Annotated in this window: 21 protein-coding genes; 16 read left to right on the forward strand and 5 right to left on the reverse strand. The window is 64.1% G+C overall.

Features of this window, described 5'->3' with window-relative positions; translation table 11 throughout:
- Nucleotides 1-224 precede the first annotated feature (224 nt).
- Nucleotides 225-2,303: a beta-galactosidase gene (locus AC1AUD_RS09200; protein WP_476574050.1), complete on the forward strand. Its 2,079-nt coding sequence runs from the start codon at nt 225-227 to the stop codon at nt 2,301-2,303.
- 363 nt (nt 2,304-2,666) lie between these two features.
- On the opposite strand, the gene AC1AUD_RS09205 is transcribed toward AC1AUD_RS09200, so the two are convergent.
- Both AC1AUD_RS09205 and AC1AUD_RS09210 read right to left on the reverse strand, forming a co-directional pair.
- Nucleotides 2,667-4,229, reverse strand: coding sequence for an alpha-N-arabinofuranosidase (locus tag AC1AUD_RS09205; RefSeq protein ID WP_476574051.1), 1,563 nt, complete (start codon nt 4,227-4,229; stop codon nt 2,667-2,669).
- 47 nt (nt 4,230-4,276) lie between these two features.
- Complete coding sequence (locus AC1AUD_RS09210) at nt 4,277-5,416, reverse strand: ATP-binding protein (protein WP_476574052.1); 1,140 nt, start codon at nt 5,414-5,416, stop codon at nt 4,277-4,279.
- A 385-nt stretch (nt 5,417-5,801) separates the two neighbouring features.
- On the opposite strand from AC1AUD_RS09210, the gene AC1AUD_RS09215 reads away from it, so the two are divergent.
- Nucleotides 5,802-7,172 (forward strand): ABC transporter substrate-binding protein, encoded by a 1,371-nt coding sequence (locus AC1AUD_RS09215; RefSeq protein ID WP_476574053.1) that lies wholly within the window; start codon nt 5,802-5,804, stop codon nt 7,170-7,172.
- Between the two features lie 154 nt (nt 7,173-7,326).
- The gene (locus AC1AUD_RS09220) at nt 7,327-8,718 is read left to right on the forward strand and encodes an ABC transporter substrate-binding protein (protein WP_476574054.1); all 1,392 of its coding nucleotides are present in this window, start codon (nt 7,327-7,329) and stop codon (nt 8,716-8,718) included.
- Nucleotides 8,719-8,724: 6 nt separating this feature from the next.
- Here AC1AUD_RS09220 and AC1AUD_RS09225 read toward each other — a convergent pair whose 3' ends face one another.
- Genes AC1AUD_RS09225 through coaBC form a run of 3 tightly spaced genes read right to left on the reverse strand, consistent with a single transcriptional unit; the run spans nt 8,725 to nt 11,630 of the window.
- Nucleotides 8,725-9,492 carry a type III pantothenate kinase gene (locus tag AC1AUD_RS09225; protein WP_476574055.1) on the reverse strand — a complete coding sequence of 256 codons (768 nt, stop codon included), beginning with the start codon at nt 9,490-9,492 and terminating at the stop codon, nt 8,725-8,727.
- 45 nt (nt 9,493-9,537) lie between these two features.
- Nucleotides 9,538-10,311 carry a type III pantothenate kinase gene (locus AC1AUD_RS09230; RefSeq protein ID WP_476574056.1) on the reverse strand — a complete coding sequence of 258 codons (774 nt, stop codon included), beginning with the start codon at nt 10,309-10,311 and terminating at the stop codon, nt 9,538-9,540.
- Nucleotides 10,311-11,630 carry a bifunctional phosphopantothenoylcysteine decarboxylase/phosphopantothenate--cysteine ligase CoaBC gene (gene coaBC, locus AC1AUD_RS09235; protein WP_476574057.1) on the reverse strand — a complete coding sequence of 440 codons (1,320 nt, stop codon included), beginning with the start codon at nt 11,628-11,630 and terminating at the stop codon, nt 10,311-10,313. The genes AC1AUD_RS09230 and coaBC overlap by 1 nt, the downstream gene beginning before the upstream one ends.
- Before the next feature lie 202 nt (nt 11,631-11,832).
- On the opposite strand from coaBC, the gene AC1AUD_RS09240 reads away from it, so the two are divergent.
- The 13 genes from AC1AUD_RS09240 to AC1AUD_RS09300 all read left to right on the forward strand — a co-directional run bounded on the left by AC1AUD_RS09240 (nt 11,833) and on the right by AC1AUD_RS09300 (nt 25,999).
- Nucleotides 11,833-12,225, forward strand: coding sequence for a helix-turn-helix domain-containing protein (locus tag AC1AUD_RS09240; protein WP_476574058.1), 393 nt, complete (start codon nt 11,833-11,835; stop codon nt 12,223-12,225).
- Nucleotides 12,225-12,776 carry a PIN domain-containing protein gene (locus AC1AUD_RS09245; protein WP_476574059.1) on the forward strand — a complete coding sequence of 184 codons (552 nt, stop codon included), beginning with the start codon at nt 12,225-12,227 and terminating at the stop codon, nt 12,774-12,776. The genes AC1AUD_RS09240 and AC1AUD_RS09245 overlap by 1 nt, the downstream gene beginning before the upstream one ends.
- Before the next feature lie 145 nt (nt 12,777-12,921).
- Nucleotides 12,922-14,592 (forward strand): ABC transporter substrate-binding protein, encoded by a 1,671-nt coding sequence (locus AC1AUD_RS09250; RefSeq protein ID WP_476574060.1) that lies wholly within the window; start codon nt 12,922-12,924, stop codon nt 14,590-14,592.
- Nucleotides 14,593-14,781: 189 nt separating this feature from the next.
- The gene (locus AC1AUD_RS09255; RefSeq protein WP_476574061.1) at nt 14,782-15,759 is read left to right on the forward strand and encodes an ABC transporter permease; all 978 of its coding nucleotides are present in this window, start codon (nt 14,782-14,784) and stop codon (nt 15,757-15,759) included.
- Between the two features lie 125 nt (nt 15,760-15,884).
- Complete coding sequence (locus AC1AUD_RS09260; protein WP_476574132.1) at nt 15,885-16,769, forward strand: ABC transporter permease; 885 nt, start codon at nt 15,885-15,887, stop codon at nt 16,767-16,769.
- On the forward strand, nt 16,769-17,659 hold the full coding sequence (locus AC1AUD_RS09265) for an ABC transporter ATP-binding protein (RefSeq protein ID WP_476574133.1): 891 nt from the start codon (nt 16,769-16,771) through the stop codon (nt 17,657-17,659). The genes AC1AUD_RS09260 and AC1AUD_RS09265 overlap by 1 nt, the downstream gene beginning before the upstream one ends.
- 50 nt (nt 17,660-17,709) lie before the next feature.
- Nucleotides 17,710-18,633 carry an ABC transporter ATP-binding protein gene (locus tag AC1AUD_RS09270; RefSeq protein WP_476574062.1) on the forward strand — a complete coding sequence of 308 codons (924 nt, stop codon included), beginning with the start codon at nt 17,710-17,712 and terminating at the stop codon, nt 18,631-18,633.
- Between the two features lie 276 nt (nt 18,634-18,909).
- Nucleotides 18,910-19,278, forward strand: a complete 369-nt coding sequence (locus AC1AUD_RS09275; protein WP_476574063.1) for a GntR family transcriptional regulator — start codon at nt 18,910-18,912, stop codon at nt 19,276-19,278.
- A complete protein-coding gene (locus AC1AUD_RS09280; protein ID WP_476574064.1) occupies nt 19,275-20,162 on the forward strand; it encodes an ATP-binding cassette domain-containing protein in 888 nt (295 codons plus the stop codon). The genes AC1AUD_RS09275 and AC1AUD_RS09280 overlap by 4 nt, the downstream gene beginning before the upstream one ends.
- Before the next feature lie 128 nt (nt 20,163-20,290).
- Entirely contained in the window at nt 20,291-21,028 is a 738-nt protein-coding gene (locus AC1AUD_RS09285) for a hypothetical protein (RefSeq protein ID WP_476574065.1), read from the forward strand.
- Between the two features lie 326 nt (nt 21,029-21,354).
- Nucleotides 21,355-22,377, forward strand: coding sequence for a pyridoxal-phosphate dependent enzyme (locus tag AC1AUD_RS09290; RefSeq protein WP_476574066.1), 1,023 nt, complete (start codon nt 21,355-21,357; stop codon nt 22,375-22,377).
- Nucleotides 22,378-22,499: 122 nt separating this feature from the next.
- A complete protein-coding gene (locus AC1AUD_RS09295; RefSeq protein WP_476574067.1) occupies nt 22,500-23,681 on the forward strand; it encodes a cystathionine gamma-synthase in 1,182 nt (393 codons plus the stop codon).
- Nucleotides 23,682-23,965: 284 nt separating this feature from the next.
- Nucleotides 23,966-25,999, forward strand: coding sequence for a RecQ family ATP-dependent DNA helicase (locus AC1AUD_RS09300; RefSeq protein WP_476574068.1), 2,034 nt, complete (start codon nt 23,966-23,968; stop codon nt 25,997-25,999).
- Nucleotides 26,000-26,033 lie beyond the last annotated feature (34 nt).

Genomic DNA, 26,033 nt, shown 5'->3' on the forward strand with positions numbered 1-26,033 from the left:
GGCAAACGGGACACGCGCAATAAAAGTGACGTTCCGAGGGAAACTTTTCGAGGGACCGGAGGCGGATATGCGTTGCTCGACCGTAGGCTTGGCCGAACGGCCTTGAGTGTGTCGAGCAATGTATATCCGCCGTAGCGTCCCGGACACCCCACAAAACGCAACCAAACCAACCAAATCTGAATAAATAAAACAGTAAAAGCATCCACATAGCGCAAAGGAGCAGCATGGAACGCAAGGAATTCCGCTGGCCGCAGCCATTGAGCGGCGAGAAGCCGCGCATCTGGTATGGCGGCGACTACAACCCGGACCAGTGGCCCGAGGCGGTCTGGGACGAGGATATCGAACTGATGGGCAAGGCCGGGGTGAACTTGGTCTCCGTCGCCATCTTCAGCTGGGCGAAGATCGAGCCCGAGGAGGGCGTCTACGACTTCGACTGGCTCGACCGCATCATCGACAAGCTGGGCAAGGCCGGCATCGCCGTGGATCTGGCGACCGCCACCGCTTCGCCGCCGATGTGGCTCACCCAGAAGCATCCCGAGATCCTGTGGCAGGATTACCGCGGCGATGTCTGCTGGCCGGGCGCGCGCCAGCATTACCGTCCGACGAGCCCGGTGTTCAAGGAATATGCGTTGGGTCTCGACCGCAAGATGGTCGAGCGTTACAAGGACAACCCGTATGTCGTGGCGTGGCATGTGAGCAATGAGTACGGCTGCCATAACCGCTTCGACTATTCCGATGACGCCGCCCGCGCCTTCCAGAAGTGGTGCGAGGAGCGCTACGGCACCATCGATGCGGTGAACGAGGCATGGGGCACGGCCTTCTGGGCGCAGCATATGAACGATTTCACTGAGATCGTTCCGCCGCGTTTCATCGGCGATGGCAACTTCATGAACCCGGGCAAGCTGCTCGACTGGAAGCGTTTCAGCAACGACGCGCTGCTCGACTTCTACAAGGCCGAGCGCGACGTGCTGATGGAGGCCAATCCGGAGCGCCCGCAGACCACGAACTTCATGATTTCGGCCGGTGGCACCGGTCTGGATTATGACAAGTGGGGCTATGACGTCGACTTCGTGTCGAACGACCATTACTTCACGCCGGGCGAGGCGCATCTCGACGAGCTGGCGTATGCGGCGTCGCTGACCGATGGCATCGCGCGCAAGAACCCGTGGTTCCTGATGGAGCATTCGACCACGGCCGTCAACTGGCGTCCGATCAACTATCGTTGCGAGCCGGGAGAGCTGGTGCGTGATTCTCTGGCGCATCTGGCGATGGGCGCGGACGCGATCTGCTACTTCCAGTGGCGCCAGTCCAAGGCGGGCGCGGAGAAGTGGCATGCCGCGATGGTGCCCCACGCGGGCGCGGATTCGCATGTGTTCCGCGACGTGTGCGAGCTCGGCGCCGACCTGAACAAGCTGGCCGACGAGGGGCTGCTGGGCACGAAGCTCGTCAAGTCCAAGGTGGCGGTGGTCTTCGACTACGAGTCGCAGTGGGCCACCGAGCATACGGCCACACCGACGCAGCAGGTGCGTCACTGGACCGAGCCGCTTGATTGGTTCCGTGCGCTGGCCGACAACGGCGTGACCGCCGATGTGGTGCCGGTGCGCGGCGACTGGGACACGTATGAGGCCGCGGTGCTGCCGGCGCTTTACATCCTCTCCGAGGAGACGAGCCAGCGCGTGCGCGATTATGTGGCCAAGGGTGGCAAGCTGTTCGTGACGTATTACACGGGATTGTCGGATGAGCGCGACCATATCTGGCTCGGCGGCTATCCGGGCTCGATCCGTGACGTGGTGGGCGTGCGCATCGAGGAGTTCGCGCCGATGGGCACGGACTTCCCGGGCACGATGGATCACCTGGATCTGTCGAATGGCGCCGTGGCGCACGATATCGCCGACGAGATCACCTCCGTGGCCGATACCGCCGAGGTTCTGGAGACCTTCAAGGCCGATAAGTGGACCGGCTTCGACGGTGCTCCGGCGATCACGCTGAACCACTATGGCGACGGCAAGGCGGCCTATGTCGGTGCCAAGCTCGGGCGTGAGGGTCTGGCCGTGAGCCTGCCGAAGATGCTCGAGGCGATGGGCATCGAGACGCCGACGGCCGACGATCGCGGTGAGGTGCTGCGCATCGAGCGCGCCGACGAGAGCGGGGACATGGATTTCGTGTTCTACTTCAACCGCACGCACGACATCGCGATCGCCGAGTTGGAGGGCGATCCGTTGGTCGCCTCGCTGGCCCAGGTCAACGAGTCCGAGCACACGGCCGCCATCCAGCCCAACGGCGTGGTCGTCGTCAAGCTGTGAGGTTGTAGGCGTTTCGGCGTCGCGTAAAACGGTAAGGGGACGGTTCGAACCATTCGGTTCGGGCCGTCCCCTTTGTTGATCTGCCGTTTTGAAGGGCTGTACTGTTGCGCATTCGTAACTCTGCCGGTTCTGTGCGGAACCCTGCTGGTTTCATACGCAACTCCGTGGGTTCCTTACGGAACTCCGCGGGGTTCATACGAATCTCTGCCGGGTTTGTTACGCCAGATGTCACAAACCCGGCAGAGATTCGTATGAATGTGCCGCGGTTGCGTATGAATGCACAGCAGTTCCGTGCGAACCCCGCGGAGTTCCGTATGACCCCGATGGAGTTCAGCGGGGTCATACGGCAGTCATATGTATTCGTCAGGCTTGGAACTCGATGGCGGACCAAGTGATGGCAGGCAACGCGAAGGAAACCGAGCCGTTGTCGGCCGCCGTGGTGTCGAGCGGCTGCGGGGTCACGGCTTCGGGCGCTTCGGCGGTGTTGGCACGATGCGGATCGTCGTCGTGCAGCATCTGCGCGCGCGTCACGGCGAAGGCGGTTGCATCGAAGCCGGGCAGGCCGGACAGGTCCACGGACACCTCGTGCGCATCGGTCGCGTCGCGGTTGACGGTCAGCAGCAGACCGGTGCGGGTCGTCTCATCCCACGTGACCACGGCATCGAGCGCATCCACCTCACCGTAGGACTCGGTGACGATCTTGGGGGAGTCGATGGCCGGGGCGTAGGCGTTGCCGCGAGCATGATGCGCCGCCTCGGCGAAGGGATAGAACACGGTCTGACGCCAGGCCGGGCCGCCGTTCGGTTCGGCCATGATCGGCGCGATCACATTGACCAGCTGGGCGCGCGAGGCGGAGCGCACGCGGTCGCAATGCTTGATCAGCGTGATCATCAGCGAGCCCTCGACCACAGCGTCCACCGCGTTGTAGATGTCCTCGAGCAGATGCGGCGCGACCGGCCACGGCTCCGGATGCAGGCCCTCGCCGGCGGCGGCCTTCCATTCGGCCTCCTGCTTGTTCCACACGTCGGAATACCAAGCGCCCCACTCGTCGAAGCTCAGCGCGATGTCGTGGTCGCCGTTGTTCGCGGCCTTGGCCTCGTCGGCGCAGGCCGCCACCGTGGCGATGAAACCCTTCATATCCTCGGCCGAGGCGAGATAATCCTGCAGTGACTTCGCGCCGCGCTCGTAGTAATAGGCATGGCAGGAGACGAAATCGAGGTTTTCGTAGGCCTTGGTGAGCACGGTGCGCTCCCAGGTGCCGAAGGTCGGCATATGCGCGCTCGACGAACCGCAGGCCACGAGTTCGAGGCCGGATTCGGCGAGCTTCATCGCATGCGCCACCTTGTCGACGGCCGAGGCGTATTCCTCCGCGCTCATGTGCCCGACCTGCCAGGGGCCGTCCATCTCGTTGCCGATGCACCACATCTTGACGCCCATCGACTCGGGGATGCCGTTCTTGACGCGGCGGTCGGCCAGCTCGGTGCCGGGGGCGCCGTTGACGTATTCAAGCTCCTCGAGGGCCGCGTGTAGGCCGCGCGTGCCGAGGTTGACGGCGAGCATGATCTCGGTGCCGGCCTTCTGGCTCCAACGGTGGAAGTCATCGATGCCGACCTGGTTCGTTTCGGTGGTGTGCCAGGCCAGGTCGCGGCGCACGGGGCGCTGGTCCTTCGGGCCGGTGCCGTCCTCCCAGTTGTAGTTCGACACGAAGTTGCCGCCCGGGTAACGCACGCAGGTCACGCCGAGCTCCTTGACGAGACCGAGCACGTCGCCGCGGAAGCCGTCCTCGTCGGCGGTGGGGTGGCCGGGCTCGTAGATGCCGCCGTAGATGCAGCGGCCGAGATGCTCGACGAAGGAGCCGAACAGGCGCGCCGGCACGTCCGCCACGGGTGCGGCGGAGGGGACGATGGAAATGGTCGAATCGGTCATATGTTCTCCTTTGTTGAATGCCGATTGTGTGTTGGAAACTGAGGTGCTCAGGATAATTCCCGCAGGTATTCGCTGATGTGCGGAATGGCGAAGGCCACCTGTCCATATCCGGTGGAGCGGATGAGCTTGTCTTTGATGAGGGCTGCGCGGTATTTGTTGACCCAACTGCGGCTGCGACGGGAGCGTTTTTCGATGTCGCTGACCATGCTGGGATTGGGATAATCCGCAGCCATGGACGTTAGGAACAGACGCTCGGCAGCGGTGAGTCCGTCTAGTATGGGGGCGCAGACGGCATCATCGAATACGGCGCGTGCGTCTTCGATGCCGGTTATGACGTCTTCATGGTCGATGGATTGGGAATCTCGGCGTTGCGTGGCTTGCCACATGTAGTATCCGACGAGCTGAACCATGTAAGGATAGCCGTCCGTTTCCTTGGCGGCTGCCAGCGCGTCTTCATTGCCGAGGGTTTTGCCGGACTTGGAAATGGTGTTGAGGAAAGCGTTCTTGACGTCGATGATGGGCACGTTGTCCAGCTCGCAGCGCAGCGCGCGGCGCAGGAAGGTCGTGACCTTGTCGTTGACCAGATCGTTGACGATCGAAGGCAGTCCGGCGAAGACGATGGCCACGCCCTTTTTCTCTGAATCCGGTGTATCGGTTTCGTCGATGGCGGTGATGACATGCTGCACTGCGGTGGCGATGGCAATAAGGTCGTCTTGTGAGGCGGCCTGGGTCTCGTCGATGGTGATGAGGATTCCTTTGCCTTTGCCGATTTTCCGGCTTTCCAGGCGTTGGGCGATGGCATTGCGCAGAGTAAGCGGCGCGGTGTCAGGCGAAAGGCTGAGTTGTCCGAGACTGGCGGTTGCCAATCCTCCGATGCCGATTGATGGAGCGATGCTGGCTTGATTGATGTGCATCCCCGAGGGGGAGAGGGCTTCGACAAGGCGCGAGACAATGCCAGGGGAGGCGGTTTCCGCGATGGTTTCCCACTGGCGTGCGGCGGCTATGCGGCGAAATTCCGTGAGTAGCACGGTTTTGCCATATCCACGCTGTCCTGTGATCAGCATGATGCGCCCGGGGGCGCCGGCGCCGTTGTCAAGCCCTTCGGTGAACTCCTCGATGGCTGATTCGCGGCCGATGAGGATGGGCGGCATTTTCCCGGCAGTGGGCTTGAAGGGGTTCGGTGCCATGGTTTACGCTCCCATCCCGTTCAATATGCACCAATGTGTACCAACATACACTAACATGCACCAACATACACCGATATGCACTGATGCGTACTCACGCATGCTGATGGGCGATGGGATGCGTTGGAGCCGCCAAGCTGTGTTTTCTGTTTGATGCAGGGTGACGTCCCGTTTCGCTTGCGGCGTGCCGCGTGTCGCGGGTTGTTCGGGGGTGGTGTATCATGATGAATGTTATCGCAACCATAGATAACAAATCGGCAAGGATAAGCCGATTTGCCGAGGCGATGGAGTCGAGGCTTTGAAGCTCGATAACATAGTCTCCTGATCCATGGGAGCGGACGTATCGTCGGCCGTCAGGGAGACGGCTGAAGGAAGGAGAATCCGGACGATGAAGTTCACCACTGCGAAGAAGGCCATCGCGCTGACCGGCGCGGTCGCCATGATGGCCGGCATGGCAGCCTGCGGCTCGAGCAACGGCGGCGACACCGCCGGCGACGACAAGGCCGCCAGCGGCGAGAAGACCGAGATCCTGGTCTGGTCTTGGGATTCGACGCTGCCCCGCACCGTCGAAGGCTTCGAGAAGGAGAACCCGGACATCAAGGTGAAGGTGACCAACGCCGGCACCAACAAGGACGAGTACAACGCCCTGAACAACGCGATCGAGGGCGGCTCCGGCGCCCCGGACATCGCCCAGATCGAGTACTACGCGCTGCCCGAGTATCAGATCCGCGAATATGTGCAGGATCTGAGCCAGTTCGGCGCGGACAAGTTCTCCGACTTCTACACCCCGGGCACTTGGTCCTCCGTGAACCTCAACGGCGGCGTCTACGCCCTGCCGATGGATTCCGGCCCGATGGCCTGGTTCTACAACAAGGAGGTCTTCGACAAGGCCGGCGTCGACCCGACGCAGGTCAAGACTTGGGACGACTTCTACGAGGCCGCCAAGAAGGTCAAGGCCGCCGGTTCCTACATCACCTCCGATTCCGGTGACGCGGGCTTCTTCGACTCCATGACCTGGCTCGCCGGCGCCACGCCGTTCGAGACCTCCTCCGACGGCACCGAGGTCTCCGTCAACCTGACCGGCGATGACAAGGTCAAGGGCTTCATCGACTTCTGGCAGAAGATGATCGACGAGGACCTCATCGACACCAAGACCGTCGGCTGGTCCGACGACTGGAACAAGGGCCTCAACGACGGCTCCATCGCCTCGCTGCTGACCGGTGCCTGGATGCCGTACAACCTGCTCTCCGGCGCCCCCGACGGCGACGGCAAGTGGCGCATCGCCCAGATGCCGACCGCCGATGGCTCCGAGACCAACTCCGAGAACGGCGGCTCCTCGCTGGCCCTCATCAAGTCCGATGACAAGGCCAAGTCCGAGGCGGCCTACAAGTTCATGGAATACGCCTGCCACAACGCCGAGGGCATCAAGACCCGCGTCGACGGCGGTGCCTTCCCGGCCGACAACGACACCCTCGCTTCCGACGACTTCCTCAGCATGACCTCCCTGACCGACGCGGACGGCAACGCCCACGAGTACTTCGGCGGCCAGAAGTTCAACGAGGAGCTCGCCAAGGCGGCCGCCAACGTGGCCACCGGCTACAAGTTCCTGCCCTTCGAGGTCTACGCCCGCGGCAAGTTCGCCGACTTCGCCGGCGGCGCCTACACCGACAAGTCCACGACCCTGGCCAAGGGCGTCGAGGCTTGGCAGAAGGACATGATCAGCTACGCCGAGCAGCAGGGCTACACCGTCAAGAAGTGAGCCTGATCGGCTGACCGATTCCCAAGGGACGGGTTGCGTTTCGCAGCCCGTCCCTTTTCGCATATGCGGCGAATATACTGCGGAAAATCGTCCGCTGGCGGCACGCGGTAGACTGGCGGGTATGCGAAATACGAGGCGGCGGAGGATACGACGGATGGCGGCGGCGATATGCGCCGCGGCGTGTGCGCTGACGCTCGCCGGTTGTGGTGGGGCGGCCGCCGACCAGCGCACGGTGATATCGGTGTGGAGCTGGGAGCCGAGCATGGACACCGTCGTCAAGCGCTTCGAAGCCGCCAATCCCGACATCCGCGTCGAACTGACCGACGTGAGCGGATACGACAATCTCAACAGCGCGATCCAAGATGGATACGGCATGCCGGACGTCGCCCAGATCGAATACTTCGCGCTGCCGCAATACGCCGTCTCCGGGCAGCTGCTCGACCTATCCGACCGCGTGACGCAGGGGTACGCCGACTTCTTCACCCCCGGCACCTGGTCCTCGGTCCAACTCGCCGGCCGTGTCTACGGACTGCCGATGGACTCGGGCCCCATGGCCTTCTTCTACAACAAGGACGTCTTCGATCAGGCCGGCGTCGACGCGAAGCAGATCCGCACATGGGACGACTACTACGAAGCCGCGAAGAAACTCAAGGAGATCGGCGTCTATATCGCCGCCGACGAAGGGGACGCGAGCTTCTATGACGCGATGGTCTGGCTGGCCGGCGGGCGCCCCTTCCTCACCTCCTCGGACGGCAAGGACGTCACCGTCAACCTGACCGGCGACGCCGGCACCGGGAAGTTCACCGAATTTTGGCAGAGGATGATCGACGAAGGCCTCGTCGACACCAGCCACGCCACGTGGTCCGAGGGATGGAAGCGCGCGCTCGGTTCCGGGCGTGTCGCCTCGGTGTTCGCCGGCGCATGGATGCCATCGCTGCTGCTCGCCGATGTGCCCGGCACCTCCGGACTGTGGCGGGTCGCGCGCATGCCCACGCCCGACGGCAGCGAGGCGAACGCCGAGAACGGCGGCTCGGCGATGGCCGTGCTGCAATCGACGCGCAAACCGTCCGCCGCCTTCCGCTTCGCCTCCTTCGTGACCCGCGACCCCGCCGGCATCGGTGCGCGCGTCGACGGCGGCGCGTTCCCGGCCGACACCACCACGCTCGCCTCCGAGGAATTCCTCGCCAAGACGACGATCAAGGATTCGCGCGGCATCGACATCCCCTACTTCGGCGGTCAGGCCTTCAACGAAGTGCTCGCCGACGCGGCTGGCGATGTGTCCACCGGCTACCAATACCTGCCCTTCGAGGTCTACGCACGCTCCGATTTCCGCCGCACGGTCGGGCAGGCCTATTCGTGGTCCAAGGACTCGCAGGCGTGGAAGGAGCGGAAGGAGGCCATCGCCGCTGGGCAGACCGACGAGAACGGCGACCCGCTGGAACCATTGGAGCGGCCCGGCGCCAAGGTGAGCTTGAAGGACGGGCTCGCGCTATGGCAGGCGGATCTGAAGGAGTATGGGAATAATCAGGGATTTGCGGTGCGGTAGAGGTCGTTAGCGCACGTTCCTTTTATGGATTTGCCGCATACCTTTGAATATAAGGTCGGGATCGTAGATGTCGATGAGGTCGGTGTCGTCCTTGAAGACGCGGCCCAGTCCGCCGGTGGCGATGACCTGGAACGGTTCGCCGATCTCCTCGTGGAACTGTCGGATCGTGCGCTCGATGCCGCCGAGCGCGTCGTAGTAGAGGCCCGCTTGCATGGCCGCCAGCGTGTTCGATGCCAGAATCGACTTCGGCCGCGTGATCTCGATCTCCGGCAGCTGCGCGGTCGAACTCCACAGCGCGGCCGCGCCCGTGCGGATGCCCGTGGTGATGACGCCGCAGGTGATCGATCCGCGGGCGTCCACATAGTTGAATGTCGTCGCCGTGCCGAAATCGGCCACCAGCACCGGGCCGCCGTATTCGTAGAACGCGCCCGCCGAATCGGCCAGCATGTCCGCGCCCAGCGACTTGGGATCGTCGATGGCCACATTGATGCCCGTCTTCACCCCGGGGCCCACCACCAGCGGATCGACATCGAGGAACTTCACGATGCTCGAGCGGAAGGAATGCATCACCTTGGGCACCACCGAGCAGACGATCACATCGTCCACATCGGCGGGGACGAAGCCGCTCATCGCCAGGAACTCGGTGAGCAGCATCCCATATTCGTCCGAGGTGTGCTCGGCCTTCGTGGTGATGCGGTAGGTGCCCACGATGTCCTGTCCTTCGAGGAATCCGAGCACGATGTTGGTGTTGCCGATGTCGACTGCGACGAGCATGTCGTTCCTTTCCTTGGGCGGTTCCCCCGCTCGTTTCTCGATGGCTCAGCGCGGCCTCTGGTTGCGCGCGTGGATGATGGCCAGTCCCTTGAAGATGAGATCGGGGTCCACCACGTCGATGAGTTTCGTCTGGCGGGTGATGAGCCGGCCTAACCCGCCGGTGGCCACGACCTTCGGCTGTGAGCCAGTCTCCTCGACGAAACGACGGATCGTGAGCTCCACGCCGCCCAGGAATCCATAGAACAGGCCGGCGCGGATCGCCGCATTCGTATTGCGCCCGAGCACGGTGCCTGGGTCGTCGAGCTCCACATCCGGCAGCTGCGCGGTGTTGCCGGACAGTGCGTTTGCCGCGGTCTGGAAGCCCACGTTGATCGCCCCGGCCGTGAACGAGCCATGCTCGTCCACATAATCGTAGGTGGTGGCCGTGCCGAAGTCGATGACCAGCACCGGGCCGCCGTAGAGGTGGTAGGCCGCCACCGCGTCGGCGATGCGGTCCGTGCCTACCGAATGGGGGTTGTCGAGCCGCAGGTTCACGCCCGTTTTGACGCCCGGGCCCACGATCAGCGGCTCCATTCCCAGCAGTTTGACGATGGCCGATCGGAACGCATGCATCACCTTGGGCACCACGGAGCATATGGCCACGCCGTCGATGTCGTCGGGCTCAACCGATGACATGCCCATGAACCGGCGCAGCAGCATCGCGTATTCATCGGAGGAATGCTCGGCTGCCGTGGTCAGCCGGTATTTGCCGACCACCGTGCCGCCGTCGAGGAAGCCGAGCGCGATCTTCGTGTTGCCGATGTCCACCGCAAGCAGCATCAGAGCGTCTCCTGCGTGCGGGCGTCGGTGACGCACGTGCTGCGCAGTTCGGCCAGTTTGAGCAGCAGACGGCCGGCCAGCTCGCGTTTGTCCATCTTCTCCCATCGCTCGATGCGAGGCTCCTCCGGCGCCTCGCCCGGGGTCATCACGGTGACGACGTTGGTGTCGGTGGCGAAGCCGGCGCCCGGTTCGTTGAGATTGTTGGCCACCAGCATGTCGCAGTGCTTGTCGGCGAGTTTGTGTGCGGCGTTGGCCACCAGATCGCGCGTCTCCATCGCGAAACCGCAGAGCGTCTGCGAGCCGTCGGCGCGTCGGTGCGCGCCCGCCCAGGCGAGGATGTCGGGATTGGCGACCAGCTCCAAGGTGATCGACTCGCGTCCATGCTTCTTGATCTTGTCCGGCGCGACCTCGGCCACGCGGAAATCGCCCACGGCCGCCGCCATCACCGTGATATCCGCCGTGGGGAAGGCCCCGGTCACGGCGTCGAACATATCGCGCGCGGTGACCACGGGCACCAGCTCCACGCCCTGCGGAGCGCCCAGCGCCACCGGACCGGAGACCAGCGTCACCCGCGCGCCCAGGTCGCGCGCCGCCTCGGCGATCGCATACCCCATCTTGCCGGTCGAGTGATTGGTCAGATAGCGCACCGGATCCAGCGGCTCGCGCGTGGGACCGGCCGTGACCAGCACATTGAGACCCGCCAGCGGGCATTCATCGGATGGCGTGCCGTTTGCATCCGGCCCGTCCAACAGCCCATCCAGCCGGCGTTCGATGACGGACGGCTCCTCCATACGCCCATTGCCCGTCTCGCCGCAGGCCAGCGGGCCGGAACCCGGCTCGACGACGGCCCATCCCAATTCGCGGCAGACCGCGAGATTGCGCTGCACGGCGGGATTGCGGTACATATGCGCGTTCATCGCCGGGCAGAGCACCTTCGGCCCGCCCTCGAAGGCGAGGATGGTGGCGGCGAGCGTGTCGTCGCCCATACCCGCCGCGATGCGCGCGATGGCATCGGCGCTGGCGGGGGCGACCACCAGCGCGTCGGCCCACGCCGCGTCGGCGACATGGTTGATCGCCAGATGGCCCGCGTCGGCGGTCACATCGCCCGCGGCGTCCGCCGATGGGGCGGGGGAGGGGAACATATCGGTGCGCACGGGGGTATGAGCGAGCGAGGAGAAGGTGAGCGGGGTGACGAACCGGGTGGCGGCATGTGTCATCACCACACGCACCTCATGCCCCCGCTTGGTCCAGTCAGATGCCAGATGGGCGGCCTTGAACGCGGCGATGCTGCCGGTGACCCCCAGAAGAATATGCGCCATCGTACCTCCATATGGTCGTTGCGCGCGCGTCGTCAATGCCAACCCAAGTATATATACGGTCCGCATGCGGCACGGGGCCGTGCGGCGATGCCGGGCGCACAGCGCAAGTCTGATTCACGGAACTTTCCGCAGCGCCAAATGTCCGTTTTGTCCGTTTGGTGGTAGACTGAGGGAAGTGTTGGAACGGAAAGGAGCGTTGGCTATGAGTATGCCGGTGATCGATGCCGTGGTGCATGCCGACAGGCCGTTCGTGATCCAGGGGTATGGCAAGACCTATGAATTGACCGAGGATGAGTTCAACGCCGCCATGCGTGCGGCCGACGCGCTGTCCGACGGGGCGCGGATGCTCACGACCGGACAGGCGGCGGAGATTCTGGGAGTGACGGCCAAGACAGTGGCCAGGATCATTGATGCGGGCCGCATCCCCTCGTCCCGTTTGTCCGCCACCGGCCACCGGATGGTCCGGTACCGTGATGTCATCAAGTACAAGGAACTGCGTGAGCGCCGTCATGGGTTGCTTGAGGATGCGCGAGCCCTAGCTGTTGGCATGGGTGCCTATGATGCAGTGGATGTTGCGTTAGCGGAGCGCGGCTGATGCGCGCGGTGTTGGACGCCAACGTGTTCTATTCCACGTGGGTGACCGACGTGTTGCTGTCTTTCGCGGACGCCGATCTATATGAACCCGTGTGGTCGGATCGCATCATGGGCGAGGTACGCAACCATCTGCCCCAGGTCTGGTCGCGCGCGACGCAAGAGGGCGTGGATAAGTATCTGGACACCTTGGACAGGGCTTTTCCGGATGCGTCCGTCATGGGCTGGGAATCGTTGGAGCATGTGGCGGAGCTGCCTGATCCGGACGATCGGCATGTCGTGGCGGCCGCGCTCAAGGCCCGGGCGGATGTCATCGTCACTTCCAACCTCAAGGACTTTCCCTCCGAAGCACTCGAGCCCCTGGGACTTCGCGTGGTTCCGCCGGATGATTTCCTCTCGGAGCTGTTCGACGAGGACCCGCAGGAGGCGATGGCGGCGATGCATATGCTGGTGGCCTCGAAACAGCATCCGCCGCGCACCATGTCGGAGGAGGTCGAGCGCCTGCGTCGTCTTGGCCTGGCCCGGTTCGCCGGACGCCTCGATGCAATGGCATGATAAAGGTCGCAGTCGTTATGGAGATTGTCTAGGTTCCGGCATGTGGGGCTGCGGCGCGGGTAGGATGGTCGGTGGCGATGGTCGACCCTGATGTGGCGGCCAATCGCATACGACACACATATAACCGAATATCGAGGTATCACGCATGTCTCAGGACAACGGTGCGCACGGGCAGACCGGCGCAACCAATGAATCCAACAATGCATACGACGGCCTTGCCGTCAATCCGTCCGCCAGCACCGACGCGACGCTGAACGCGCGTGCCAAGAGAAAGGGCGGACGCGGCCCGGCCGGATGGGTATGGGCCCTGATCACCGTCATCGTGGCGGCCGCGCTCGTATTGGGCGCATGGCTGGCCGTGGGCCGTTCCGACGGCAAAAACGACACCCAGACCGATCTGCACACCGCCAAGACCGACACCATCACCATCGGGCTCAAGCTCGCGCCCGTCAATCTCGACATCCGCACGCAGTCCGGCAACGCGCTGATGCAGCTGTTGATCGGCAACGTGTACGAAGGCATCGTCGGCCGCGACTCCTCCAACCAGGTGACGCCCGCCATCGCCGATTCATGGGAACAGTCGGACGACGGCCTGACCTACACCTTCCATATCGCCAAGGGACTGGAATTCTCCAACGGCGACACGCTCGACGCCGAGGACGCGGCGTGGTCCATCCAGCAGATGCTGGAGAAGAAATACTACGACTATGAGCAGCTGGGCGACGTGGCCTCCGTCAAGGCGACGGACGCCTCCACGCTGGTCATCACGCTGGCCAAGCCGAACGCGAACTTCCTGTGGTATCTCTCCGCGCGCCCCGGACTGGTGTTCGACAAAGACGCGAGCTATGACCCGAAAACCGAGGCCGTGGGATCCGGACCGTACACCATCGAGAAATTCGTGCCCAACGATTCCGTGACGCTCAAGGCCAACGAGAACTACGAGGGACGCAACAAGCCGAAGACCAAGACCGTCGTCGTGCGCTACCTGACCGACGAGAACGCGGCCGTCAACGCGCTGAAAAGCGGCGATGTACAGGTGCTGTCCCCAATCAACGAAAACCTCGCCAAGCCGTTGGAGGACGATCCGAACTATGTGATCAAGGCTGGCGACGGCTCCGACAAGTATGTGCTCGCCTTCAACAACAAGCGCGCCCCGTTCACCGACAAGCGCGTGCGCCAGGCCATCCGATACGCCATCGACCATGAGCAGATCATCGCCTCGCGCGGCGGCGCCGACAAGGCGCTCGGCGGGCCGATTCCGCCCGTCGATCCGGGCTACGAGGACCTGACCGACCTGTATCCGCACGACGTCAAGAAGGCGCAGTCGCTGATGAAGGAGGCCGGCTACAGTGCCGACAAGCCGCTGAAGGTCACCCTGACCTACGCCAACACCTACGGCACCGAACTCGGCGATCAGCTGCGCTCGCAGCTCAAGGACGTCTACATCGACCTGTCGATCAACTATGTGGAATTCTCCACCTGGCTGCAGGACGTGCACAAGAACGCCGACTACGACCTGTCGCTGGTGGACCATGCCGAAAGCCATGACTTCGAGCAGTGGGCCGACCCGACCTACTACTACGGCTATGACAACCCCGAGGTGCAGGACCTCTACGCCAAGGCCATGGCCGCCACCAGCCAGGACGAATGCGACAAACTGCTCGCCAAGGCCGCGCGGCTGGTGAGCGAGGATGCCGCCGCCGACTGGCTGTTCTCGTATCGCATCACCACGGCCACGGTTAAGGGGGTCGAAGGGTTTCCTTTTGATCTGAGCCAGACGGTGCTGCCGTTGTGGAATGTGACGTACACCAAGTGACGTTGTTTGTATGAGACAGTTGCGCGGGTGGGCGCGCCGGATTGGGATGGCCATTGGCGACACGCTCCGGGCCGCTCAGGCCGAGTCTTTACGGTCGTCAACGGCCATCCCAATCCGGCGCTCGCTTTCGTCCGTCCGTTACGGTCCGTCCAACGTCATTGTGTTTTTGAGGGAGGGAATCGAGGGATTATGCGATTTGTGGTGCGGCGGTTGGTGTTGTTTGTGGGGGCGTTGTTTGGGCTGTCGGTGCTGGTGTTTGTGGCGCTGCGTGTGCTGCCGGGCGATGTGGCTACCGTGATGGCGGGGCTCAAGGCCACGCCTGAGCGGGTGTCCGCTCTGCGCGCCCAGCTTGGTTTGGACCGTCCGCTGATTGTGCAATATGGTGACTGGCTTGGGGCGTTGCTGCGTGGTGATCTCGGCGATTCCGCTTTGACCGGGAAATCCGTCACCTCGCAGGTGGCACAGCGCGCGCAGGTCACGTTTCCTTTGATTCTCATCGCCTTGGCGGTGGCACTGGCCGTCGGCATCCCACTGGGATGTGTGGCGACGCTGGCGCGCCGACCCGGCGTGCGCGGATTCTTTCATGTGGTTGCCATTGTGGGAGGCGCGGTGCCCGCCCTGTGGAGCGGCTTGCTGCTCATCCTGCTGTTCTCGCGCGGCACGGGGTTGATCGGGCTGTTCCCCTCACAGGGATTCCCCCTGGATGGCTGGACCAAACCGGGGGCGGCGCTTGCCTCGCTGGTGTTGCCCGCGCTGGCCAGCGGCCTGATTGTGGCGGCCAGTCTGATGCGTTACACGCGCGCCGCGCTGGGCGAGCAAATCGCCTCGGGCGCGGTCGATATGGGCATGGCCTGCGGTATGACGCGCGTTCAGGCCACGCTGCGCATCGGCCTGCGCCTGGCCACGCCGCAGCTCGTGTCGGTGGTCGGCCTCACCTTCGCGCAGATGATCACCAGCGTGATGGTGGTCGAGAACCTGTATGCCCTGCCCGGCATCGGATCGATGTTGGTGACCGATGTGGGCAACCGCGATCTGATCGCTGTGCAAAGCGAACTGTTCCTGTTGGCGGCGTTCTTCCTGACGCTGGGGCTGATCGTCGATCTGCTGCATCGCGCGCTCGACCCGCGCTTGGCCGCGGCGGGCGACGGAAACGAGGTGAACCGATGAAGGGCGACGCATCGAAGCGAAAGCGTTCCGGCGGAATGGGTCGGTCGCATGGCGACGTGGACACGATGGCTGCGGCGGACATGAAAGGCACGACCGGCATGGCGGATATGACGGGTGCTGCGAATATGCCGGTCCGCACGAAAATCGTCGCCGTGCTGCGAGCCATCTGGCGCAGGGGATCGGGCAAATATGCGCTGATGGTGCTCGGGCTGTGGGTGGCGGTGGCGGTGGTCTCCCTGTTCTGGACGCCCCAGCCGCTGCTTGCCACCGACGGTTATCACGTGTGGTCCTCTCCCTCGGCCGCACATCCGCTTGGCACCGACGGCACCGGCGCGGATGTGCTGAGCTGGCTGATGGCCGGCTCGGCCACCAATCTCGCCATCGTGCTGCTGGTGGTCGTGGTCGCAGGTGTATGGGGATTGCTGCTCGTCGCGGCCATGGTGTCGCGGCGCTCGGCGCTCGCCCAGACCTCCGTGGTCGTGGTGGACGCGCTGATCTCCGTGCCCACCGTGCTCCTCGCGCTGATCCTCGCGGTGCCGCTCGGCGCCAGCGTGGCCGTGGTTGTGGTCGCCTGCGGCTTCGCCTATGGGCTCAATCTCGCGCGCGTCGCCCGCCCCGCCGCGCTGTTGGCCGCGCGCTCGTCGTATGTGGAGTCGGCGTTGGCGAATGGCGCGGGCGGACTGCGGGTGCTGGTGGACCATATCATGCCCAATATCCTGCCGGTGCTTGCCGTGCAGACATCGATGTCCGCGGGCACGGCGCTGCTCGCCGAGGCCGGACTGACCTATCTCGGCGTGGGCATACCCTCCGGCGTGCCCAGCTGGGGACATTCGCTGGCCACTTCGGTCAAATTCATCAATGTGTATCCGCTGACCGTGCTATGGCCGGGCTTGGTCGTCACGATGGCCGTCGTCGCGCTGAACCTGCTCGGTGACTGCCTGAAGGACGCCTTCGATCCGGTGTCCAGCGCGTCGTCGCGCAGCCGGGTTCCCTCGGAAGGAGGCCGATGATGTCCGTTGACATCCGTGACCTGCACATCGCCATCGGCGGCACGCCGATTGTGCATGGCGTCGATCTGAGCATCGCCGACGGCGAGCGGGTCGGGCTTATTGGGTCCTCCGGTTCCGGCAAATCGATGATCGCCAAGGCGATGCTCGGGCTGTTGCCGGCGGAGGCGAGCGTGAGCGGCGTGATTCGGCTCGGCGATATGACCGTGGCCGATGCGCAAACCGGTGCGTCGGCGAAGTCTCGTGGGCGCATGGCCGGACACGGCTATGCGGTGACCGACCGGCAGCTCGCCGAGCTGCGTGGCCGTTATGTGGGCACGGTGTTCCAGAATCCGGCGGCCGCGCTGAATCCGGTGACCACGGTCGCCAAGCAGGTCGCGCTGCCGCTGCGGCTCCACTATGACCTGACGAAGGCCGAGCGCGCGGAACGCGTCGCGGCCATGCTCGCCAAGGTCGGGCTGGATATCGACGAGGTCGGCGGCAAGTATCCGCATGAGCTGTCCGGCGGGCAGCGGCAGCGCGTCGGCATCGCCACCGCGCTGATCACCTCGCCGCGTCTGATCATCGCGGACGAACCCACCACGGCGCTTGATTCGATCACCCAACGGCAGATCGTGGACCTGTTGGTGTCGCTGGTGGACGATGCGGGCGCATCCATGCTGTTCATCACCCATGACTTCTCGGTGCTGGCGCGCGCCACCACGCGCAGCGTTGTGTTGGAGGCCGGGCGGGTCGTGGAAACCGGTCGCACCGCTGATTTGTTGGCTGCGCCGGCTAGTCCCGAGACGGAGCGATTGGTGTATGCCGCCCGCAGCCTCACTCTTGCGGCGGGTGATGTTTCGAGCGTCAGCGAACTCGGAGCGGGTGTCCTGCGAGCGGAGGTGGAATCATGACAATGGTGGAAAGCCCTGGCATAGGCGGAGTGGAATCGGCGGAAGATGCCATGGCGGAGCAATCACGGGCTGATAATGCCGTGCTGCTGTCCGGACATGGTATTGACAAATTCTTCGGGCAAGGGCGCACGCGCAAACAAGTGCTGCACGGAGTGTCCGTGGACGTGATGGCGGGGGAGTGCCTGGCTGTCATCGGTGGCTCGGGCTCCGGCAAATCAACGTTGACTCGCATCTTGCTAGGGCTGGAGACCGCGGACGCCGGCGAGGTGATGTACCGCGGACAGCCAGTGTGCGGAGAAACGACCGGTGCTGACGCAAGTCTGGTGCGCCGGGGTGGCCTGCGGCGGCAGGGCAGCCAAGGCCGGACGGCCAAGACGGCTAAGGCGGCCAAGATGACCAAGGCAGCCAAGGCTCTTACGATGTCCGGCATACGGCGTTTGCCGGGATTCCAAGCGTTACGGCGTGAATCCGGTCTGGTGTTCCAGGATCCCTTCGGCTCGTTGGATCCGCGGTGGACGGTCGCCCGATCCGTGGGGGAATCATTGGCGCTGCGGCGTGAGTCGAAGCCCGTCGTTGCCGAACGTGTTGCGGCGGCGCTGCGTACGGTCGGTCTTGCGCCGGAGACGTTCGCAGGCCGTTATCCGGGCGAATTGTCCGGCGGGCAGGCGCAGCGGGTGGCCATTGCGCGCGCCATCGTGGGCGAGCCGCGCGTGATACTCGCCGATGAGCCGATGAGCGCGATTGATGTGGCCGCGCGCATCCAGATCCTTGAGGCTTTCGCAGCCATCCGCGCCGCCCGCCCCGACACGGCCCTGATCGTCGTCTCCCATGACCTTGGCGTCGTGCGGCATCTCGCCGACCGCATCCTTGTGCTTCATAACGGGCGGGTTGTGGAAACCGGCCCGACCGCGCAGGTTCTGGGCTCGCCGCAGGACGACTACACCAAACGCCTCATCGCCGCCGCCTCGTTGTGACGTTCCTCTTTTTGTCATCCTGAGCGAGCGAAGCGAGTCGAAGAATCTTGGTGGCAATCAGAGGGGATCCTTCGACTCCGCGCTTCGCGCTCCGCTCAGGATGACAAAGTGGTTACGGACTCGTTTTGGTGGCAAGGTGGTTGCGGGCTTCGCTTAAGTGACGGGTGAGATATTGCCTGTTCGCAGGGGTATCGACTTGACGCAGCGGCGACTTGGTTATATGGTTAGTTACATAAGTAATTAACCATGTAACCAACGAACGTGAAAGGAGGGGCCATGCATTTCGAATTCTCCGGTGACGAGCCGCTGTTCAGACAGGTCGCAGACCAGTTGGGCGAGGCGATTGTCGCCGGTGTGTTCGAGGAAGGCGCGCAGGTGCCCAGCACCACCGAGATCTCCGCCGTCTATCGGATCAATCCCGCCACCGTGCTCAAGGGCATGAACCTGTTGGTGGCGCAGGGATTGCTGGAGAAACGACGGGGCCTGGGCATGTTCGTCGCCGCGGGCGCGAGGGAACGCGCCACCGCCGACAAACGCGAGGCTTTCCTCACCCAACGAATGACGGAGTTTGTCGCTGAAGCAAGAAGCCTCGGCATCGGCCCGAAGGAACTGGCCGAACTCATCGAGAAGGGATACCAATCATGACGCTGAACATCGAACACCTCAGCAAAGCCTACGGAGGCAAAGTCGCGCTTGACGACGTGAATCTGACGCTGCGTGACGACACCATCTATGGTCTGTTCGGGCGCAACGGCGCTGGCAAGTCGACGCTGCTCGGCTGTGTGGCGAACCGCCTGACTTCCGTCGGCGGCGCCATCGCGCTCGATGGCGTTGAAGTGCGCGGCAACGAAGCCGCGCAGAATCGCGTCTACCTGCTCAACGAGACGATGCCGGTACTCGCGGTGCGCTCGGCCACGAGCCTGCTGCGCGAGGAGGAGCGGTGGTATGGGCCGCTCGACTGGGATCTCGCCCTGCGCATGATGCAGGCCTTCGGCATCGAGCCGGGTTCGGCCTACGGGCATCTATCGCTGGGGCAGCGCATGGCCGTGCGCTTGGCGGCGGCATTCGCCGTGCCCGCCGATGTGCTGTTGCTCGACGAGCCGATGCTGGGATTGGACGCCGTCAACCGGGCGCTGTTCCACAGGTTCCTCCTGGAATCCTTCGCGAAGCGACCGCGCACCATCGTGGTGTCCACGCATGGCATCGATGAGATCGCACATGTCGTCGAACGGGTGGTGGTGCTCGACCAAGGGCATATCATCGACGAATTCGAAGCCGACGTCGTGGGCTCGCGCGCGACCGAACTGACCGGAGACCCGGGCGTGGTCGAGACATTCGTCGCCTCGGAACGCTTGGGCGTGCTGGCGCGTGAGCACCTTGACGGATTGGATCGGGTGACGGTGCGCGGTGCCGTTGCGAGGGAAGGCCTTCCGACCGGTGTAGCCGCTACATCGTTGGGATTGCAGGATTATGTCGTGAGACTGACCGACCCGGCGAACCGGGTCACGGATAACAGCGAAGGGAAGTGAGTGATATGGCAACGCAGACAATGAATGCGTCGGATACTGTAAACGGAGCGAATGCCGCGGAAGGCATGGCTGGCGTCTCTGGAACCTCCGTCATCGCAAGCGGAAGCGGACGCGATCGCATCGCGCGCATGGCATGGCGAAAGATCTGGTATGTCGTCGGAGTGATCCTCACATGCTTGCTGGGCATGTTCGTCATCATGTCTCTAATCGCGATCATGGACGCGAAGGTGTTCGGCGGCGGTTACTCGACGTTGAATGCGATGGGAATGGTCCGGCCGCTCACCTGCTTCACCCCGATGATCTGGCATATCACGATGTTCACACCGCTGACCTGTCATGGCGTCTCGCGCCGGCGCTTCGCTTGGTGCTCGGTGATTGTTTCGCTGGTCGTCGCCGCGGGTGCCGCTGCGCTGGCCATGATGTTCTTCGGGTTGACGAATCTCATCCGCGCCGATCTTGGCGTGGGCTTCTCGATGGGAGGCGCTGAGATCTATGGCGGCAATTCCGCCGCAAGCTGGGTGACCATCACGCTCGGCGGTCTCGCACAGCTGCTTGCCGTCTCCGCACTGGGGCAGGCAGCCGGCTCGCTGGTGGCGAAGGGCTGGGGGCCGTTCCTGCTCGCGCTATTCTTCGTGATGGTCGTCGGTGGCTTCGGCGGACGGATCTGGAATGATGTCGCGCCGGACAGCCTGGGCATGGTCTCGACCATCGTGCAGGGGCGGTTCCACTGGGACTGGGGCTTCGGCTATCAGGTGTGGGCGCCGCTCGGCTTGGCGGCGCTGCTGTTCGCCGCCGCCACATGGCTGGCCTTCCATCTGACCCGATCTCGTGACGAGCGGGCCGCGCGCGAGCTGCATATCGGCTGAGGTCATCGTTCGGAGCACTCGGACAGGGCGACGTTCCATATCGTGGACAGACACGGTATGCGAGCGCCGCCCTTCGTGCTATGGTCGATTTCATGCAGTTCATCTCATGTTGTTGTCGCTAACCGACGCCACACGGCGCGCGGTAGGCGACGCATAACTTGAGACAGAACGTTTCCCGCCATATTCAGGCGGATTCAAGAAATATAGGAATTATCGGATGATATATCCGTATATTTTCTGAACTTCTCTCACCTCATACGACGCGACCGGTGTCCGTGCTTGGCATAAGCCCAGAAAAGCAACCATTCCAAGCAAAAGGACCACAAATGACCATCGCGAACTCCGTCACGGAACTCATCGGCGGCACCCCGCTCGTGCGCCTCAACCACATCCCGGCCGCCGCCGGCGTGAAGGCGACCATCGCCGTCAAACTCGAATACATGAATCCCGGCGGCTCCGCCAAGGACCGCATCGCCGTGCGCATCATCGACGCGGCCGAGCGAGAGGGCAAACTCAAGCCAGGCGGCGTCATCGTTGAACCCACCTCCGGCAACACCGGCGTGGGGCTGGCGATGGTGGCCCAGCAGCGCGGCTACCGCACCGTGTTCGTCGTGCAGGACAAGGTCTCCGAATCCAAGCGCGCGACGTTGCGGGCCTACGGCGCCGAGGTGGTCGTCGCGCCCACCGGCGTTCCGCACGACGATCCGCGCTCCTACTATCGCGTCGCCGACCGGCTCACCGCCACCATTCCCGGCGCCTTCCAGCCCAACCAGTACGACAATCCCAACGGGCCCGCCAGCCACTACGCCACCACCGGTCCCGAGATCTGGGAGGCGAGCGAGGGCAAGGTCACCGATTTCGTGGCCGGTATCGGCACCGGCGGCACGATCTCCGGCACCGGCAACTACCTGAAGGACATCTCCGATGGCGCGGTGAAGGTCATCGGCGCCGACCCGGCCGGCTCGATCTATTCGGCCGCATCCGCCAGCGATCTGCACGGATACGACGTGGAGGGCGTGGGCAAGGAGCTTTATCCCAAGGCCTTCGACCGCACCGTCACCGATGCCATCGTGCAGGTGAGCGACGCCGAGTCCTTCGAGATGACGCGTCGTCTCGCCACCGAGGAGGGGATCATGGTCGGCGGCTCGTCCGGACTGGCCGTCGCCGCCGCGATCAAGCACGCACTCGCCGAGGGCCTGGGAGCCGACCGCCTCGTCGTCGTCCTTGCCCCCGACTCCGGCCGCTCCTACCTCGAAAAGATCTTCAACGACGACTGGATGCGCACCCACGGCTACGCCGACGTCGTGGCACGCACCACCCGCCCCTCCCTGGTCGAACAATATTTGTGATGGTTTGGTGGGATGCCCGGTGGAGGGGAGCGATATTCCTGCTCCATCCCCCTACGGGCGGTCCCCCCTCCGCAGCAATATCGCTCCCCTCCACCTCGTACCAGCGAAAAAGAAAGAAAACCATGACTACCAACACCACCACCGCCACCCCCGCCCTCGCCACCCGCGCCATCCACGCCGGCCAAACCCCCGATCCCACCACCGGCGCCGTCGTCACGCCGATCTACATGACCTCGACCTTCAAGCAGGACGGCGTGCTCGGCCTGCGCGGCGGACACGACTACAGCCGCTCAATCAATCCGACGCGCACCTCCTTCGACCAACAGCTCGCCGCCGTGGAGGGCGCGAAATACGCGCTGTCCTTCTCCTCGGGCCTCGCCGCGATCGATGTGCTGCTGCGCTCGACCCTGAGGCCCGGCGACAACATCCTCATCGGCGACGACGTCTATGGCGGCACCTACCGTCTGCTCGCCCGCGTGTTCCAGCCGTGGGGCGTGGGTCTCGACGTGGTCGACGTGACCGACACGGCGGCCGTCTCCGCCGCGCTCGCCGCCAAGGACTACCACTATGTGTGGGTTGAGACGCCCTCGAACCCGCTGCTGCGCGTCACCGATATCGCGGCCACCGCCGCCGTCGCGCATGCGCACGGGGCCAAGGTCGTGGTGGACAACACCTTCGCCTCGCCCGCGCTGCAGCATCCGCTGGACGACGGCGCCGACGTGGTGGTGTATTCGACGACGAAATACATCGGCGGCCATTCCGATGTGGTCGGCGGAGCCGTCGTGCTCAATGACGAGGAGATTCGCGAACAGGTCGCCTTCCTGCAGAACGCGGCCGGCGCCGTGCCCTCGCCCTTCGATTCCTGGCTTGATATCCGCGGACTCAAGACGCTGGCTTTGCGCGTGCGCCAGCATTCGGCCAATGCGCTGAAGGTGGCGCAGTGGCTGGAATCGCAGCCCTCTTCGCGCGTGGAGCGCGTGTGGTATCCGGGCCTTGAATCGCATCCGGGCCATGAGATCGCCGCGCGTCAGATGCATGGCGGCTTCGGCGGCATGGTCTCCGTGCGGCTGGCCGGTGGCGCCGAGGCGGCGAAGCGTTTCGTCGATGCGACCGAGGTGTTCACGCTCGCCGAATCGTTGGGAGGCGTCGAATCACTGATCGAGGTGCCCGCGGCCATGACCCACGCCTCCGTGGCCGGCACCACGCTTGAGGTCCCCGCCAATCTTGTGCGTCTGTCGGTCGGCATCGAAGATGCCGACGACCTGATCGCCGACCTTGAGCAGGCCTTTGCGCACGTGGGGTGAAAGCCCTTTGTCATCCTGAGTGGAACGAACGCCTTCCCCTGTCATCCTGAGCGAAGCGGACGTTCCCTGTCATCCTGAGCGGAGTGAGCAAAGCGAGCGGAGTCGAAGGATCTCGTCATCGTTTCTTGGCAGTGTGAGATTTTTCGACTCGCTTCGCTCGCTCAAAATGACAAAAGGCGGAGGGTCCACTCAAAATGACAAGAGGCGGATGGCTCGCTCAAAATGACAGTGGAGCCTCGCCGAGCGCCGCACGCATGCGCCGCTGCCGACTAAAGTGATGAAGCATGACGGACATTACGGCTGACGCATCTCACGCGGCGGCGCTCGCGGCGCTTAAGCGATACTTTGGCTACGATTCGTTCCGCCCCGGCCAGCAGGGCATCGTGGACGAGCTCACGGCCGGCCGTGACGTGCTCGCCGTCATGCCCACCGGCGCCGGCAAATCGATCTGCTATCAGATTCCGGCCCTGCTCATGGACGGCGTCGCCGTCGTCATATCCCCGTTGATCTCCCTGATGCAGGATCAGGTGGACGGGCTCAACGACGCCGGCATCCCCGCCGCCTTCGTCAACGGCACGCAGTCGCCCGACGAACAGTCGATGGTGCTCGCCCAGGCCGCCGCGGGCCAGGTCAAGTTGCTCTATGTCGCGCCGGAACGTCTCGAAACCGGTCGGTTCAAGGACTTTGCCGTGCGCACGCCGATATCGTTGATTGCCGTCGACGAGGCGCACTGCGTCTCGCAATGGGGCCAGGATTTCCGCTCCTCCTATCTGTCGATTGGCGATTTCATCGCTTCGCTGCCGCACCGGCCGGTCGTCGGCGCGTTCACCGCCACCGCCACCGAGCGGGTGCGCCGCGATATCGTGGGATTGCTGGGGTTACGGAACCCGGCCGTGACCGTCACCGGCTTCGACCGGCCGAACCTCTATCTCGACGTCATCAAGCTGGAGACCAAGCGCAAAGCCAACTGGGTGGCGCGATACATCGCCGATCATCCGGGGGAGTCGGGCATCGTCTACTGTGCCACGCGCAAGGAGACCGAGGCGTTGGCGGCGACGCTTAACGACGCGGTGCCGCAACTAGACGGCGGAGCAAGGATGGGGGAGAAGACATCAGCCGATGGCATCGCCGTCGCCTACCACGGCGGCATGCTTGCCGACGAGCGCAACCGTGCGCAGCGCGACTTCATCAACGACCGTGTGCAGGTGGTCGTCGCCACCAATGCATTCGGCATGGGCATCGACAAATCCAATGTGCGTTTCGTCATTCACCACAATATGCCCGAGTCCATCGAGGCCTACTATCAGGAGGCCGGGCGCGCCGGGCGTGATGGAGAACCGAGCCGATGCACGCTGCTGTGGAACGAGTCGGATATCGTCACACGCCGCCGACTGCTCGACACCGATTCCGAGAACGAAAGACTCACGCCCGAGGAACGCGAAACCGTGCGCATGGCCAAACGGCGTCTGCTCGACGGCATGGTCGGCTACTGCCGCACCACCGACTGCCTGCACCGCTATATGACGCGCTACTTTGGGCAGGAGGCCGGAGGTGCGGACGCGGGGCAGGCCGCCAAGTGCGAGGTGTGTTCCAACTGTGCGAGCACGTTCGAAACCATCGATGTGACTGACGTGGCGCGGGCGATCAGCATGTGCGTGCACGACGTGGACCAGCGCGTCGGTTCGGGCAAGATCGTGCGCATCCTGCGCGGCTCCAAGGCGCAGGACCTCGCCTGGCTCAACCCGGAGGCGATGCCGACCTTCGGGCGGCTCAAGGATGTGAATGAGGCTCGCATCCGCGACGTGCTGAGCCAGATGGCCACCGACGGATTCCTCTCCATCGCCGAGGGACGCATGCCGATTGTGCGCTTCGGCGACCGCGCCTTCGAAACCGCGGCCCCGGATTTCCACTATGAGATCAAGCGGGTGGAGCGGGCCGATCCCTCCTCCCGGCGTGGGGGAGGTGCCGGTGGCTCCGGCGTGGCTGGCGCGGCATACGGGCGTGCCGGAGCCGCTGGCGAAGACGGTGCGGTGTACGGTCGCACAAGTTCCGCTGGCAGCGCTTCCGATGGCTACACGCCCACCGACGAGGATGACGCCCTGTTCGAGCGACTGCGCGCGCTGCGTCGCGAGATCGCGCAGGAAATCGGCAAACCTCCCTATATCGTCTTCTCCGACAAGACCCTGCGCGACATGGCGCGCCTCAAGCCCGCCACCGACGCCCAATTCCTCGCCGTCAACGGCGTCGGCGACAACAAGCTGCGCCTCTACGGCCCACGTTTCATGCAGGCCATCGCCGCCTCGCGACCCCGAAGTTGACTGTCCCCGCGAAGCGGGCCAAAGTAATAACGGC

This window comes from Bifidobacterium sp. LH_730, assembly GCF_056355835.1.